We start from the raw sequence: 13,399 nt of genomic DNA on the forward strand, positions 1-13,399 counted from the left end.
GCCGTGGCTAACCACAAAGCTCCGCGACGCGCCCGATCACGGTGCGCTGTCGCGGTGAGCGTTGCACTCGCCGTGGGGCTGGTGGCTGCACCCTCCACCAGTCAGGCCGCGCACACCATCGACGTCACGCAGGCTCAGCGTGAGGTCGACGCCCTCTACCAGCAGGCTGAGCAGGCCACCGAGCGTTACGACGTCGCCCGCAACGCGATGCAGGACGCCGAGCGCGCCCTGGCCCAGGCCCAGAGCCGCGCCGGCGCGGCGCAGGGCACCGTGAGTCAGCTCCGCCGCACCGTCGGCGCGTTCGCCGCGTCGGCCTACCGCAACGGTGGCCTGGACCAGACTCTGCAGCTCGTGTTCTCCGAGGACCCATCGACGTTCCTGGACCGGATGGCCTCGCTCGACGCGCTGTCCTCCCGTGAGGCCGACGAGCTGCGCCAGGTGGTCCAGGCCCGCCAGGAGCTGTCCGCCAGCCAGGCCGCGGCCGCGCAGCAGTTGGCGATCGTCGACGCTCAGCGCCGCACGCTCGCGCTCCAGAAGGCGCTCATCGAGCAGAAGCTCCAGCAGGCGCAGGGTGTGCTCTCGCAGCTCAAGGCCGGCGACCGGGCGAAGCTGAACCGCGCCTCGCGCGACGACGACCCCCGGGTCCTGCTCGGCGCGCTGCCGGTGCCCACCAGCGCCCAGGCCGCCGCGGTGGTCTCGTTCGCGATGGCCCACCTCGGCGACCGCTACGTGTGGGCGGCAACCGGGCCGCACGCCTGGGACTGCTCCGGGCTGGCGATGATGGCCTGGCGCGCCGGCGGCGTCTCTCTGCCGCACTCCTCCGGCGAGCAGTTCGCCTCGACCCGCAGGGTCGCCATGGCCGACCTGCAGCCCGGCGACCTGGTGTTCTTCTACAGTCCGGTCAGCCACGTCGGGATCTACATCGGCAACGGGATGATGGTCCATGCGCCGAACCCGGGGCGTCGGGTCGAGGTCAAGCCGATCGATTACCTGCCGTTCGCGGGCGCTACCCGCCCCTGATCGGGTGCGCCAAAACGGCCGGGGCAGCAGCGCCGCAACGTACGATTTCGGAAATGTGCTCGCGAACGCATACGAGTCGGACGCTGTCCCTGTCCGGCCGACGCGTGACCCGGATCGGTGGCCGCCTTGGCTGAGCAGCGCCTGACCTCGCGTCGGCGGGTCGCGCTGGGCGTCGTGCTGGCGCTGGTGTGCCTGCTCGCGACCGTGGCCGTCGCGCGCCACTCGGCCGGCCGGGCGCTGGCCTCCGGCTCGCACGCGACGTTCGACCAGGCCGCCGTCACCCGCGAAGAGGGTCGCCAGGACACCGTCGGGCAGATGCTCACCCGGCGGGCCGACGCGCTCGTCGGCAAGAACCGGGCCGGATTCCTCGACACCGTCGAGGCCACCGACCCGCAGTTCCGCGGGATGCAGAGTGCCTGGTTCGACAACCAGGCTGCCGTCCCGTTCGACAGCTGGACGTTCTCCCTCACCGACTCGGCGGCCGGGGCCGTCCCGGCGGTCGCGAAGGCACTCGTACACAAGCTCGCGGCCGGCTCGTTCACGTCGTCGGTCGAGGTCTCCTACCGGATCACCGGCTACGACAACGCGCCCCAGCGCTACGAGAAGATCCTGGTCTTCGTCCCGGAGCACGGGCGCTGGCTGATCGCCGGCACGTTCGACCCGACCGGCCAGACCCCGCACCGGGAGCTGTGGGACGTCGGCCGGGTGCAGGTGCTCACCGCCGCGCACGGGATGGTGCTCGGCCTGGTGTCCACCGACGCGCTGCGGATGTACGCCGCCGAGATCGACCGCGAGGTCCCGCTCGTTGACGCGGTGTGGAAGCACCCGTGGTCGCACCAGGTGCTGATCGAGGTCACCCGTACCGAGGACGAGATGGCCACGCTGCTCGGCGGGGCGCCGTCGGCCTATCGACAGCTGGCCGCGGTCACCCGGGGCGAACTGGGCACCGAGGAGGGCGCCTCGGCAGCGGACCGCATCATCGTGAACCCGAAGGCCTACGGCGAACTCTCCGACGTCGGCCGCCGGGTGATCATGGGCCACGAGATCACCCACGTCGCCGCTCGGGCCAGCACCCAGAGCTGGACGCCGCGCTGGCTGGCGGAAGGCATGGCCGACTTCGTCGGTTACCGCGACAGCGGGCTGTCCACCGACGTGATCGCCCAGGAGTTGGCCGCCGACGTGCGGCGCGGCGTCCTGCCCGACGGCCTTCCCGAGGACAGCACGTTCGCGGCCACCGACCCGGAGCTGGCCCAGGCCTACGAGATGTCCTGGCTGGCCTGCCGGATGATCGCGGAGCGCTACGGCGGCCCGGACTCTCTGGTCGCGTTCTACCGGGCTGTCGGCGCCTCCGGCGGGCTCAGCGAGCTCTCGAAGGTCTTCACCGACGTCCTCGGGGTCACCCAGGCGCAGTTCACCGCGCAGTGGCGCGGCTACGTGCGCAACGAACTGGACTGAGTTCGCCCGCGGGTCGGCTGATCGAGACAATCCACCAGTGTTGACCGACCGACCCGTCTCCGACCCGACGACCGTCCCGCGGCGGCCCGCTGCTGTGGCGCTCGTGGTGCTCGTGATCGCCCTGGGCGTGCTGGTGGCCGTCATCACCCCGTGGCACCCGGTGCCGCGGGCGCCCGGTGGCGCGGTCCCGGTCGACATCCATCGCGACTTCACCCCGGCCGAGATCTCCCGCGAGGTCGCCTATCACCGGTGGCTCTGGTCTGCGGTGCTGGGCGGCACGGCCGCGACCCTGGTCGTGACCCTGCTGCTCGGGTTCACCCGCGCCGGTGCCCGGGTGGCCGAGTTCGTGGCCCGCCCGTTCGGCGGGCGGCGCTGGGCTCAGCTGGTGCTGGGCACGGTCGCGATCACCGCCGCGGGGCAGTTGGCGCTGCTGCCGTTCGACATGTGGCGCGAGCATCTGATGCGCGGCCAGGGAATCGTGATCGAGAGCTGGTCGGTCTACGCCACCGACTTCGCCACCTCGTACGCGTTCGGACTTGTCGGGACGTTGATCGGCCTGGCCGTGTTCTACGCACTGGCCCGCCGGGTCCGGCAGTGGTGGGCACTCGGGGCGGTTCTGGCGGCCGGTGCGGTGGCGGTGATCTCGTTCGCCTACCCGATCGTGGTGGCCCCGGCGTTCAACCACTTCCGTCCGATGCCGACCGGAGCGTTGCGCGACTCGCTGCTGGCGCTGGCGAAGTCCGACCACGTCGCGGTGTCCGGGGTCGAGATCGCCGACCAGTCCACGAAGTCGACGGCGATCAACGCCTACGTGGCCGGGATCGGCTCCAGCCGCCGCATCGTCGTCTACGACACGACACTGCGGCTGCTCACCCCGGCGCAGGTGCGCTCGATCGTCGCCCATGAACTCGGGCACGCCAAGCGCAACGACGTCGCGTGGGGGACCGCCGAGGCCGCGCTGGGCGCGGGCGCCGCGATGTGCGCGTTGTTCCTGCTGCTGCGCTCCCGACGGGTGCGGCGCCGGGCTGGGATCACCGACGCGGGCGACCCGCGGTCGCTGGCGTTGGTGCTGGCGGTGCTGGCCGCGTTGGGCGCGCTCAGCACCCCCGCCGAGTTGTACCTGACCCGACGCATCGAGGCCCGCGCGGACATCCACGCGCTCGAGCTCACCCGGGACCCGGCGACGCTGATCTCGCTTCAGCAGCTGATCTCGGTGAACAACGACGCGGACCTCGACCCGCCGTGGCCCGAGGTCTGGTTCCACGGGGACCACCCGACCGGCCCGCAGCGCATCGCGAACGCGCGGACCTGGGCCAAGGCGCACGGTGTGCCGGACACCGCCCCGGCGGGCGCGGGTTCCGCCGGCACCGCCTCGACCGACCCCACGCCCGGCCCGAGCTGAGGATGGCCCGCACGTTGGTCGTCACCAACGACTTCCCGCCCCGGACCGGGGGCATCCAGTCGTTCGTCGCCGCCCTGGTGGCGCGGCAGGACCCGGACACGATCGTCGTATACGCACCGGCCTGGCCGGGCGCCGCACAGTTCGACGCCGCCGCGGCCTACCCGGTGGTCCGCCACCGCGGCGCGCTGATGCTGCCGGTGCCGACGGTGGCCGGGCACGCGGCCGAGCTGGTCCGCCGGTTCGGCGCGTCCACGGTGCTGTTCGGGGCAGCGGTCCCGCTGGGACTGCTGGCGCCGGGGCTGCGGGAGGCCGGGGTGCGCCGGGCCGTCGGGCTGACCCACGGCCACGAGGCGGCCTGGGCCCAGGCGCCCGGCGCGAACCGGGTGCTGCGGCGGGTCGCGGCCGACCTGGACGTGCTGACCTATCTAGGCCCGTTCACCGGCTCCCGGATCGCCCGCGCGCTGCGCCCGGCCGACCGGGCAAAGCTGGTCCGACTGCACCCCGGGGTGGACGCGCGGCGGTTCGCACCCGGCCCGGGTGCTGCCCGGCGTGCCGCGCTCGGCCTGGCCGGCCGCCCGGTCGTGGTCTGCGTGTCCCGGCTGGTGCCCCGTAAGGGCCAGGACACGCTGATCCGGGCGCTGCCCACGGTGCGCTCGGTGGTGCCGGACGCGTGCCTGCTGGTGGTCGGCAGCGGCCCCCACGAGTGGCGCCTGCGCGAACTGGCGGCCCGGACCGGCTTGGCCGAGCATGTGCGCTTCACCGGGGGAGTCTCGGACGCCGATCTGCCCGGGTACTACGGGGCCGGCGACGTGTTCGCGATGCCCTGCCGGACCCGGCGGCGGGGCTTGGAGGTCGAGGGCCTCGGCATGGTCTTCCTGGAGGCCTCGGCCTGCGGGCTCCCGGTGGTCGCCGGCGACTCCGGCGGGGCGCCGGAGGCCGTGATCGAGGGCCGCACCGGCACCGTCGTCGACGGTCGCTCGGTGCCGGCGGTGGCTGCGGCGGTGACGCGGCTGCTCAGCGACCCTGCGCTGGTGGCCGAACAGGGCAGCGCCGGGCGGGACTGGGTCCTGGCCGAGTGGGGCTGGGCGGCCCAGGCCGCTCGGTTGGGGGAGCTGCTCGCCGGAGCTTGAGGGCCTCTAGCGCGGGGTGTCGGAGCTGATCAGGCCCATGTCCAGCGCGGCACGCACTGCCTGCACCCGGTTCGCGGCGCCGAGCTTCTCGTAGACCTTCGAGATGTGCGTCTTGGTCGTCGACTCGCTGATGAACAGCTTCTTGGCGATCCCGGAGACGGCCAGCCCGTCGTAGAGCAGCTTCAGGACCTCCTTCTCGCGCGGGCTCAGGGCCGGACCCGACGGGGTCATCTTGCGCCGCATCGCGTCGGCGAGGTCGGCGGCGGAGAACGACGCAGGCGAGGCGGCCGCGTGCCGGGCGGCCGCGAGCACCTCCTCGGCCGGGGCGTCCTTGTTCACGAAGCTGGACGCGCCGGCTTCCAGCGCGCCGAACAACTGGTCGTCGCCCGCGTACATGGTGAGGATGACGATGCCCATGGTCTCGCCGGCCGCGCGGAGCTTCTTGACCGCGTCGAGGCCGTTCCCGTCGGGCAGCCGGACGTCCATGATCACGACCTCGGGACCGGTTGCCCGGATCACCGCGAGGGCCTCCGCGACCGAACTGGCCTCGCCGACCACCTCGAAGTCCGGGTCGCGCTCGAACGCCCGTCGTAGGCCGTGCCGGATCAGCTCGTGATCGTCGACCAGAAGCACACTCGTCGTCATCGCGCCTTCTCCTCGTTGCGCCGGCGACCCTTACCGACGGATATCAGCTTTTCGTATTCCTCTTGATCAGCGGTGTGGGCCGCGCCGGTAAGACCGACACGTACCGCGACGTAAGTACCACGGGGCTGGCGCGGGCGTATCTCAAGGACAGCACGAGTCCGGGCGGCGCGTTCCCGCATCACCTCGAGCCCATAGCTGTCCTCCCGACCCTTACCCAAACCCCGACCGTCGTCCTCGATCACCAGTTCGGCATCCGGCGGGTGGACCCGGCAGGTCACCCAGAGATTGTCCGCCGCCGCGTGCTTGCGGGCGTTGTTGACCGCCTCCTGGGCGATCCGCAGCAGCTCGGCCTCGGTCTCGGCAGGCAACCGACGGCTGGACTCGTCCAGCGTCAGGTGGACGGTGAAACTGGACGTCGTCCCTATCATCCGCAGGTACTCCGACAGCGCGGCACCGAGCCCACCGTGCCGGTCGACGTCGGAGCGCAGGTCGAAGATCGACAACCGGAGCTCACGCACGATCCGGGTCATCTCCTGCCGCAGCCCGGCCAGGTCGTCGACGATGTCCGGCTGCCCGGCGTCGCCGGCCACCGAGGAGATCTCGTCGACGATGTAGCCGAGCGAGGCAAGCTCCTGAGCGATGCCGTCGTGGATCTCCCGGGCCAGCCGGCGCCGCTCCTCGGCGGTGGCCAGCTCGCGGATCTGGTCGAACAGCAGACCGGTCTCCAGCCGCAGCGCGATCTCCTCGCACAGGGTCTCGATCTCGGCGACCAGCGTCGGGGGATAGGCCTCCGCCGCCTCGGTCTCCAGGCCGACCAGGCCGGTGATCCGATCGCCGATCCGGATCGGCACCACCAGCGCGCTGCCGGAGGCCAGGTCCGGCAGCACGGCGCGGTCGCGGGCGAACTTGTGGTCGGTGACCTGCGAGGCCTGCAGGGTCCAGGCGTCTGCGAACGGGCTCTGGCCGCCCAGGTCCAGCTCCCACTCCAGGCGGTCCCCACCGCGATGGGCCAGCGGGCTCAGCCGCTCGCCGTCGCCGCGCATGATCACCGCCACGGCACTGAACCGGGCGATGCGGCTGATGTCCTCGATCAGGGAGTCGGCGGTGGTCACGGGGTCGAGCGAGGCCGGCAGCTGCCGCGTGACGGTGTAGAGCTGGGACAGCAACGCGTGCGCCTCGGCGTAGGAGTTGGTCGCCGACTCCGTGGCGTCGTCCTGCAGTCGGCGCGCCCAGGCCGCGACCAGGCCGCCCATCAGCGCGATCACGGTCCACTGCGCCGCGGCGACGGTGTAGTCCTTGGTGTGCAGGTCGTTCTGGTTGGGCACCGCGATGCCGATCAACAACGCCGTGGCCGCGGTGCCGGCCGCGATCAGCGCGCCGGTCGACTGCGCGAGCAGACCGCCGGCGAACACCGGCGCCAACAGGTAGGGGAGCAGCGGGCTGACCTCGTGCCCGGTGGAGTGCACCGCGATGGCCCAGACGGCGATCTCGCCGGTCCGGCCGATCACCCCGGCCAGCGTCGTGCTCTCCAGGACGGTCACCGCCGCGCCGACCACACCCATCGCCGCGAGCCAGCTGAAGTCGCCGGAGGCGTTGTCGCCCAGCAGCGCCAGCACGGTGCAGCCGCCGAGCAGCAGCGCTCGCAGCGCGGCGGCAGGCAGTCCTGGGTTGCTCACCAGCAACCGCGCCATCCGCCCTGACACGAGGCCACCTTCGCACACACGAGCTTCGCGAGTCGGATTCGAGTCCCGCGCCTACCAGCGGTCAGCCGCTGCCGCGCTCGTGGATCTGCCGGGCCACGTCGCGGGTGGACAGGCTCTCCGCGAGGTCGGCGATGTACTCGGACAGCCGCTCGGCGAACTCGGCGAGCGCGTCGCCGTCGAAAGGCTCGTCCGAGCGAGCGGCGACGATGATCGAGTTCGCGTCGGTCAGCGGCAGCCCGACCAGGTAAGGCCAACCCGAGAGCGGGACCCCGGAAAGCTCGTCGCGGAGCGCCTCGGTGTCCTCGATCAGCACAATCTCGTCCTCGCCGAGGACGTGCCGGATGAACCAGTGCTCCTCGGACAGGCGGTAGCGCAGGTCGCCGCGGACCACACCGATGCCGGAGGCGGTGACCCAGCAGTCGCCGTCCGGGATCATCACCGCGACCGCCTCGCAGCCCATGTGGTCCATGGACACGAACGCCAGTTCCTCGGCGATCTGGGCCGGGGAGGCGAGGCTCTCGGTCATCTGCATGATCTGGTGCACGTAGCCGATGCCCGGCGGCTCGAGCTCGGGTCCGTAGTAGACCGGCCGATTGGCCATCGCGCGAGCCGTGAAGTCCTCCTCGGCCTTGCGCACCGCCTCATCGACGATCCGGTCGGCCTCGGCGCGGATCTTGGTGTGCTGCGCGACCACCTCGACCTTGGCGATCGTCTCGACACGGGCGGCCTCGGCGGCGATCCGGGCTTGCTCGCGGGCGCGGTCCGCCTGCTCCTTGGCACGGGCCGCAGCCTCCTCGGCCTCCTCCTCGGCCAGGGCGCGGGCGGTTTTCGCGGCCTCCTCGGCGAGCTTGGAGTCGACCTTCGCCTGCGCCGCGGCCTCCCGCTCGGCGATGGCCCGGAGGCGCGCCTCCTCGCGGGCCGTCTCCGTGGCGGCCTTCCCCTGGGCGCGGGCCTGCTCCTGCGCCAGGCGCGCGTCGGCCTCGGACTGCAGCTTCCACGCCTTCTCCTGGGCGCGGGCCTGGGTCTCGGCGATACGGGCCGCCTCGACGCGGGCCTTCTGGATCGCCTTCTCGGCCTCGGTGGCGGCGCGGGCGTCGGCGGCGGCCTTCTCGGCGGCGGCCTTCGCTGCGATCGCCGCGGCCCGCTCGGCGGCCTTCGCGGCCTCCGCCTCGATCCGGGCACGGCTCTTCTGATCGGCCTGGGCAAACCGGGCCGCTTCGGCGGCGGCATTCGCCTCGGCCTCGAGGCGTTCCTTGTGGGCCCGGGCCGCTTCGGCGGCGGCGCGCTCGACGGCTTTGGCCTCCGCCGCCGCCCGGGCGCGTTCGGCACGCTGCGCCTCGGCGGCGGCCTTCGCGTCGAGATCCGCCTGGGCCTTGACGGCACGCTGCGCGTCGGCGGCGGCCTTGGCCTCCGCGGCGGCCTGCGCCCGGGCCGCCCGCTGTGCGTCCGCGGCGGCCTTTGCCTCCTCCGCGGCCTGCACGCGGGCCACCCGCTGTGCTTCGGCGGCGGCCTTGGCCTCGGCCGCGGCCTGCGCGCGGGCCACCCGCTGCGCTTCCGCGGCGGCCTTGGCCTCGGCCGCGGCCTCGGCGCGCGCGGCGCGCTCGGCACGTTCGGCGGCCTTGATCTCGGCCTTGCTCATCGCCGCAGGCGGCAGCAGTCGGACGCCCTCGACCTCGTCGGGGCGCGCAACCTCGACCGGGAAGATCGGCTGCACCGATTCGTAGACCTGCGGCTGCACCGCCTCGTAGCTCTCCGGCGCCTCGTAGACCTGCGGGGCGGCGTAGACCTGCGGGGCCTCGTAGACCTGCGGGGCGTCGTAGACCTGCTGGGCGGCCTTCTCGGCGGCCATGCGGGCCTTGGCTGCGTCGCGCTCGGCCTGCGCCCAAGCCTTGGCCTGCATCTTCTCCGCGGCGGCCCGGGCCTTCTCCGCCGCGCGGGCCGCCGCGCGGTCCTGACGGCCCGACGGCGGGGCCGTGGCGGGCCGTGGGTAGGACTGCTGCACCGGGTGGGCAGCCGGCGGCGGCGGCTGCGCAGTCCGGCGCGCGGGGGCCGGCGGGGCAGCGGCCTGGGGCACGTCGGGCTGCGGTGCCTGCGGGGCGGGTGCGGCAGGCTGGACCGGGCCGGTCGGCTCGTAGCGTCCGGTCGCGCCGGGCCGCGGACGGGCCCACGGCGCGAGGCGATGCTTGCGGTTCTCGTCGCCCGGAATCGGCGGCAGGTCGTAGTTCTCGCCGATGCTGATGATCTTCTGCGGCTGCTCCGGGGCAACTGGTGAAGCAGGCGGCGGCACGTACGCGGTGGGCGACGGGGCGGCCGGCGGCACGGGCTGGATCGGCCGCTGCGGCTCCGGCGCAGCCGCCGGGGCGTACGGCCGGTCGGTCGCGGCGGGCGGCGGGGCCGCCGGCCGCGGGGTCACCGGCGGTGTCGGTGCGCCCTGCGTCGGATAGCGCTGGACCGCCGGCGCGTCGAGTCCGTCGGTGAACGCGGTGCGCCAGTCCAGGTTGGCGGACTGCTCGAACGAATCCCGGTCGAACGTGGGCCACTGAACGCCGGCCCGGTCGGTCGTCACCGTGGCCGGGTCGGTCGGTGCAGCGGTCGCGGCCGGCTCGTCGAAGGCCGGTTCGTCGGAGGAGTTGCTCAACATCGCACGTTCCACCGCTCGCACCAGACGCTCCGGAGTCAGGGGCCAGGACAACGTCTTGACGTTCTGGTCGGCCAGTCGCAGCGACACCAGTCGGGGGCTGTCGGTCACCGACTCGGCCACCACCAGCGCGGGGGTGTCGACCGCCTGGCTGCGCAGTCGCGCCAAGGCGTCGACCGCCCGGTCGGCGTCGCCGAGGTCGAGGATCAAGAGGTGTGCGGCCGCGACACGATCCGCCCACCCGGGAGTCTCCACCGGGTCGACGGGAATCACGTTCAGGTCATGGGCCACCAACGCGGCGCTGAGCGCAGCGTTGCCGGATATGACGAGCACGTCGCGCAGCGTGTCCTCCCCACAGTCCATTCCGTCAACAGACGATACGGCCCCCGGGATCATGAGGTGTGACCTTCGGCCCCATCGACCGTGTCGTCGTCACACAACCGAACCAATCCTCGGCGGCTCGGCATGTGATGAAGGTGTGCAAAGCTGCCGGACCAGGGCGCCACCGAGGGGGCCGGACGACGATGCGGGTCCACGTTGTCAGCGACGTGCACGGTTCTGTCGACGCGCTCGCCCGGGCCGGCGCCGGCGCCGACGTCCTGGTGTGTCTGGGCGACCTGGTCCTGTTCATCGACTACGCCGATCCCTCCGGCGGGATCTTCGGATCGGTCTTCGGCCCGGAGCGCGCTGCGCAGTGGGTGGCGCTGCGTACCGAGCGGCGCTGGGACGAGGCCCGCGCGCTGCTGCGGGAGCTGTGGAGCCAGGCCGGCGGCGACCCGTGGGAGGTCATCACCGAGGCCGTCCGCGGCCAGTACGCCGCACTGTTCGCGGCGATGCCCGACCCGACCTATCTGACCTACGGCAACGTCGACCTGCCCGCGCTCTGGCCGCAGTACATCGGGCCCGGACACACGGTGCTCGACGGGCAGATCGCCACGATCGGCGGCCGGGTGTTCGGCTTCGTCGGCGGCGGCCTGCCGACGCCGTACCGCACCCCGTTCGAGGTCCCCGAGCAGGAGTACGCGGCCAAGGTCGATGCGGTCTTCGCCGCGGCTGCCGCGGCCGGTACCCCGCTGGACGTGCTGTGCACGCACATCCCGCCGGCGCTGCCGGAACTGACCTACGACGTGGTGGCCCGGCGATTCGAACGGGGCAGCGAGGCGACCCTGCGCGCGATCCGGGAGCACCAGCCACCGCTGGCGCTGTTCGGCCATGTGCATCAGCCCTTGCTGCCCCGGATGCGGGTCGGCCGTACCGAGTGCGTGAACGTCGGGCATTTCCGCGGAGTCGAACAGCCCTACGTCCTGACCTGGTGAGCCGGCGGCGGTCCGAAGGCGCTCGCGGGGCGCGATAGCCTGGCCACTTCCTGCTCGACGACGCGCACCAGCACCACCGGGAGAGGCCGCAGGCGATGCCTGATTCGACGACCGCGAGCATCACGATCGGGGCCGAGGCCAAGGCCGTGCTGGACGTGATCGCCGATTTCGAGGCCTATCCGCAGTGGGCCGGCGCCGTGAAGCGGGCCGAGGTGCTGGGTCGATTCCCCGACGGGCGCGCCGAATTGGTGCACTACCAACTCGACGCCGGGCCCATCAAGGACGAGTACACGCTGCGCTACGACTGGTCGGCGGTGCCCGGCCTGCTGCAGTGGGAACTGGTCGAGGGCCAGATGCTCAAGACACTTGTCGGCTCGTACAAGCTCGTCGAGGGTGACCAGGGCCACACCGAGGTCACCTACCACCTCGCGCTGGACGTGAAGATCCCGTTGCTCGGGATGATCAAGCGGAAGGCCGAGAAGGTCATCATCGACACGGCGCTCAAGGAGCTCAAGAAGCGCGTGGAGGGATAGCGGACTTGCGCGTCCTCCTGTTCACCGGCAAGGGCGGTGTCGGCAAGACCACGTCGGCGGCCGGTACCGCCGCGTTGGCGGCGGCCCGCGGGCACAAGACCCTGGTGCTCTCGACGGATGCCGCGCACTCCCTGTCCGACGCGTTCGCCTGCCCGGCCGGCCCGGAGCCGACCGCGGTCGGGCCGAACCTGTTCGTCCAGCAGGTGGACGCGCAGCGCACGTTCGAGCGCACCTGGGTCGAGATCCGCAGCTACCTGCTCAGCGTGCTCGACGCCGTCGGGGTCGACCCGATCGAGGCCGAGGAACTCACCGTGCTGCCCGGCGCCGAGGAAGTGCTGGCGCTGCTGGAGGTCCGCGACCAGGCCCGCTCGGGGCGTTGGGACGTGGTGGTCGTCGACTGCGCACCGACCGCGGAGACCCTGCGCCTGCTGGCCCTGCCGGAGGCGTTGAACTGGTATATGGACCGGGTGTTCCCGGTCGAGCGTCGGGTGGTCAAGGCGCTGCGCCCGGTGCTGGGCAAGGTTGCCGGAGTGCCGATGCCGCGCGACCGAGTCTTCGACGCGGTCGAGCGCCTGCACGCCGAGTTGGCCGCGGTCCGCACTGTCCTGACCGACCCGGGCACCTCGGTGCGCCTCGTACTGACCCCGGAGAGCGTGGTCGTCGCCGAGGCCCGGCGGATGCTGACCTCGCTGTCGCTCTACGGCTACCGCACCGACGCGGTGGTGGCCAACCGCATCTTCCCGGCCGCGGCGGCCGACGACTGGCGCAGCGGCTGGGTGTCCGCGCAGACGGGGATGCTGCGCGAGGTCGACGCCTCGTTCGCGCCGCTACCGGTGCTGCGTTCGCCGTACCGGGCAACCGAACCGGTCGGCATCACGGAGTTGGCGGCTTTCGCGCAGGACCTCTACCGCGACCTGCCCACCGGACCCGACGGCGCCGCCGCCGACCCGTGCGACCTGCTTTCGCAGTCCGAACCGATGACGATCCGCACCACGGGGACCCGGTACCTGATGTCGTTGGCGTTGCCGTTGGCCGACAAGCGCGAGATGGACCTGCGCCGCAAGGGCGACGAACTGGTGCTGACGGTCTCCGGCCACCGCCGCCAGTTGGCGCTGCCCGGGTTGCTGGCCCGGCGCGAGATCACCGGGGCCGACCTGGTCGGCGACCGCCTGGACATCAGCTTTGCCCGGGAACCGACGTGAGTGAGCGTCCGCCTACCGAGTCGTTGGGCAACGCGGCGCAGGAAGCGGCTCGGCTGTTGGACGCGGTCGGCGAGTGGCTGGCCGTGCGGGCGAATTCCGAGGACAACGGCGGCTCCTGGGTGCGCTGGAGCTCCGAGCACATCGCCACCGGCGCGCCCGAGTGCCGGATCTGTCCGTTGTGCAGGCTGATCGCGGCGACCCGGGCTGCCGGTCCGGAGGTCGCCGGCCACGCCGACGAGGCACTGCGCTCGATCTCGGCGGCCCTGCACGCGTTGGCCGACGCCATGGGTACGCAGCGCGGGTCGCCGGCGGGTCCGGACAAAGGTTTCCAGACCATCGTCATAAACTGACGTGC

At 72.5% G+C, this 13,399-nt stretch carries 11 protein-coding genes; 8 read left to right on the top strand and 3 right to left on the bottom strand.

All coding sequences use genetic code 11. The annotated features are described in order from the left end of the window. The first annotated feature begins 54 nt into the window (after positions 1-54). The 4 genes from VHU88_22910 to VHU88_22925 all read left to right on the top strand — a co-directional run bounded on the left by VHU88_22910 (position 55) and on the right by VHU88_22925 (position 5,007). Positions 55-1,020 carry an NlpC/P60 family protein gene (locus tag VHU88_22910; GenBank protein ID HEX3614555.1) on the top strand — a complete coding sequence of 322 codons (966 nt, stop codon included), beginning with the start codon at positions 55-57 and terminating at the stop codon, positions 1,018-1,020. Between the two features lie 126 nt (positions 1,021-1,146). Further along, positions 1,147-2,475, top strand: a complete 1,329-nt coding sequence (locus VHU88_22915; GenBank protein HEX3614556.1) for a hypothetical protein — start codon at positions 1,147-1,149, stop codon at positions 2,473-2,475. Between the two features lie 40 nt (positions 2,476-2,515). Further along, on the top strand, positions 2,516-3,877 hold the full coding sequence (locus VHU88_22920) for a M48 family metalloprotease (GenBank protein ID HEX3614557.1): 1,362 nt from the start codon (positions 2,516-2,518) through the stop codon (positions 3,875-3,877). Between the two features lie 2 nt (positions 3,878-3,879). Beyond that, complete coding sequence (locus VHU88_22925; GenBank protein HEX3614558.1) at positions 3,880-5,007, top strand: glycosyltransferase family 4 protein; 1,128 nt, start codon at positions 3,880-3,882, stop codon at positions 5,005-5,007. Positions 5,008-5,013: 6 nt separating this feature from the next. On the opposite strand, the gene VHU88_22930 is transcribed toward VHU88_22925, so the two are convergent. The 3 genes from VHU88_22930 to VHU88_22940 form a co-directional block, all read right to left on the bottom strand. Then, on the bottom strand, positions 5,014-5,652 hold the full coding sequence (locus VHU88_22930; protein HEX3614559.1) for a response regulator transcription factor: 639 nt from the start codon (positions 5,650-5,652) through the stop codon (positions 5,014-5,016). Further along, positions 5,649-7,355: a GAF domain-containing protein gene (locus VHU88_22935; GenBank protein ID HEX3614560.1), complete on the bottom strand. Its 1,707-nt coding sequence runs from the start codon at positions 7,353-7,355 to the stop codon at positions 5,649-5,651. Before VHU88_22935 ends, VHU88_22930 begins: the two co-directional genes overlap by 4 nt. A gap of 61 nt (positions 7,356-7,416) precedes the next feature. After that, a complete protein-coding gene (locus VHU88_22940; GenBank protein HEX3614561.1) occupies positions 7,417-10,356 on the bottom strand; it encodes a hypothetical protein in 2,940 nt (979 codons plus the stop codon). 161 nt (positions 10,357-10,517) lie between these two features. Between VHU88_22940 and VHU88_22945 the strand changes: the two genes are divergently transcribed. The 4 genes from VHU88_22945 to VHU88_22960 all read left to right on the top strand — a co-directional run bounded on the left by VHU88_22945 (position 10,518) and on the right by VHU88_22960 (position 13,394). Then, positions 10,518-11,309, top strand: coding sequence for a metallophosphoesterase (locus VHU88_22945; protein HEX3614562.1), 792 nt, complete (start codon positions 10,518-10,520; stop codon positions 11,307-11,309). Positions 11,310-11,404: 95 nt separating this feature from the next. Next, positions 11,405-11,842, top strand: a complete 438-nt coding sequence (locus VHU88_22950) for an SRPBCC family protein (GenBank protein ID HEX3614563.1) — start codon at positions 11,405-11,407, stop codon at positions 11,840-11,842. 5 nt (positions 11,843-11,847) lie between these two features. Further along, complete coding sequence (locus VHU88_22955) at positions 11,848-13,044, top strand: ArsA family ATPase (protein HEX3614564.1); 1,197 nt, start codon at positions 11,848-11,850, stop codon at positions 13,042-13,044. Beyond that, positions 13,041-13,394, top strand: a complete 354-nt coding sequence (locus VHU88_22960) for a hypothetical protein (protein ID HEX3614565.1) — start codon at positions 13,041-13,043, stop codon at positions 13,392-13,394. The genes VHU88_22955 and VHU88_22960 overlap by 4 nt, the downstream gene beginning before the upstream one ends. The last annotated feature ends 5 nt before the right edge of the window (positions 13,395-13,399 follow it).

This window comes from Sporichthyaceae bacterium (assembly GCA_036269075.1).
GTDB lineage: Bacteria > Actinomycetota > Actinomycetes > Sporichthyales > Sporichthyaceae > DASQPJ01.

Bases quoted from the DNA above. Each gene is read 5' to 3' on its own strand.
- VHU88_22925 (HEX3614558.1), top strand. From the start codon at position 3,880: ATGGCCCGCACGTTGGTCGTCACCAACGACTTCCCGCCCCGGACCGGG.
- VHU88_22930 (HEX3614559.1), bottom strand. From the start codon at position 5,652: ATGACGACGAGTGTGCTTCTGGTCGACGATCACGAGCTGATCCGGCAC.
- VHU88_22940 (HEX3614561.1), bottom strand. From the start codon at position 10,356: ATGGACTGTGGGGAGGACACGCTGCGCGACGTGCTCGTCATATCCGGC.
- VHU88_22945 (HEX3614562.1), top strand. From the start codon at position 10,518: ATGCGGGTCCACGTTGTCAGCGACGTGCACGGTTCTGTCGACGCGCTC.
- VHU88_22950 (HEX3614563.1), top strand. From the start codon at position 11,405: ATGCCTGATTCGACGACCGCGAGCATCACGATCGGGGCCGAGGCCAAG.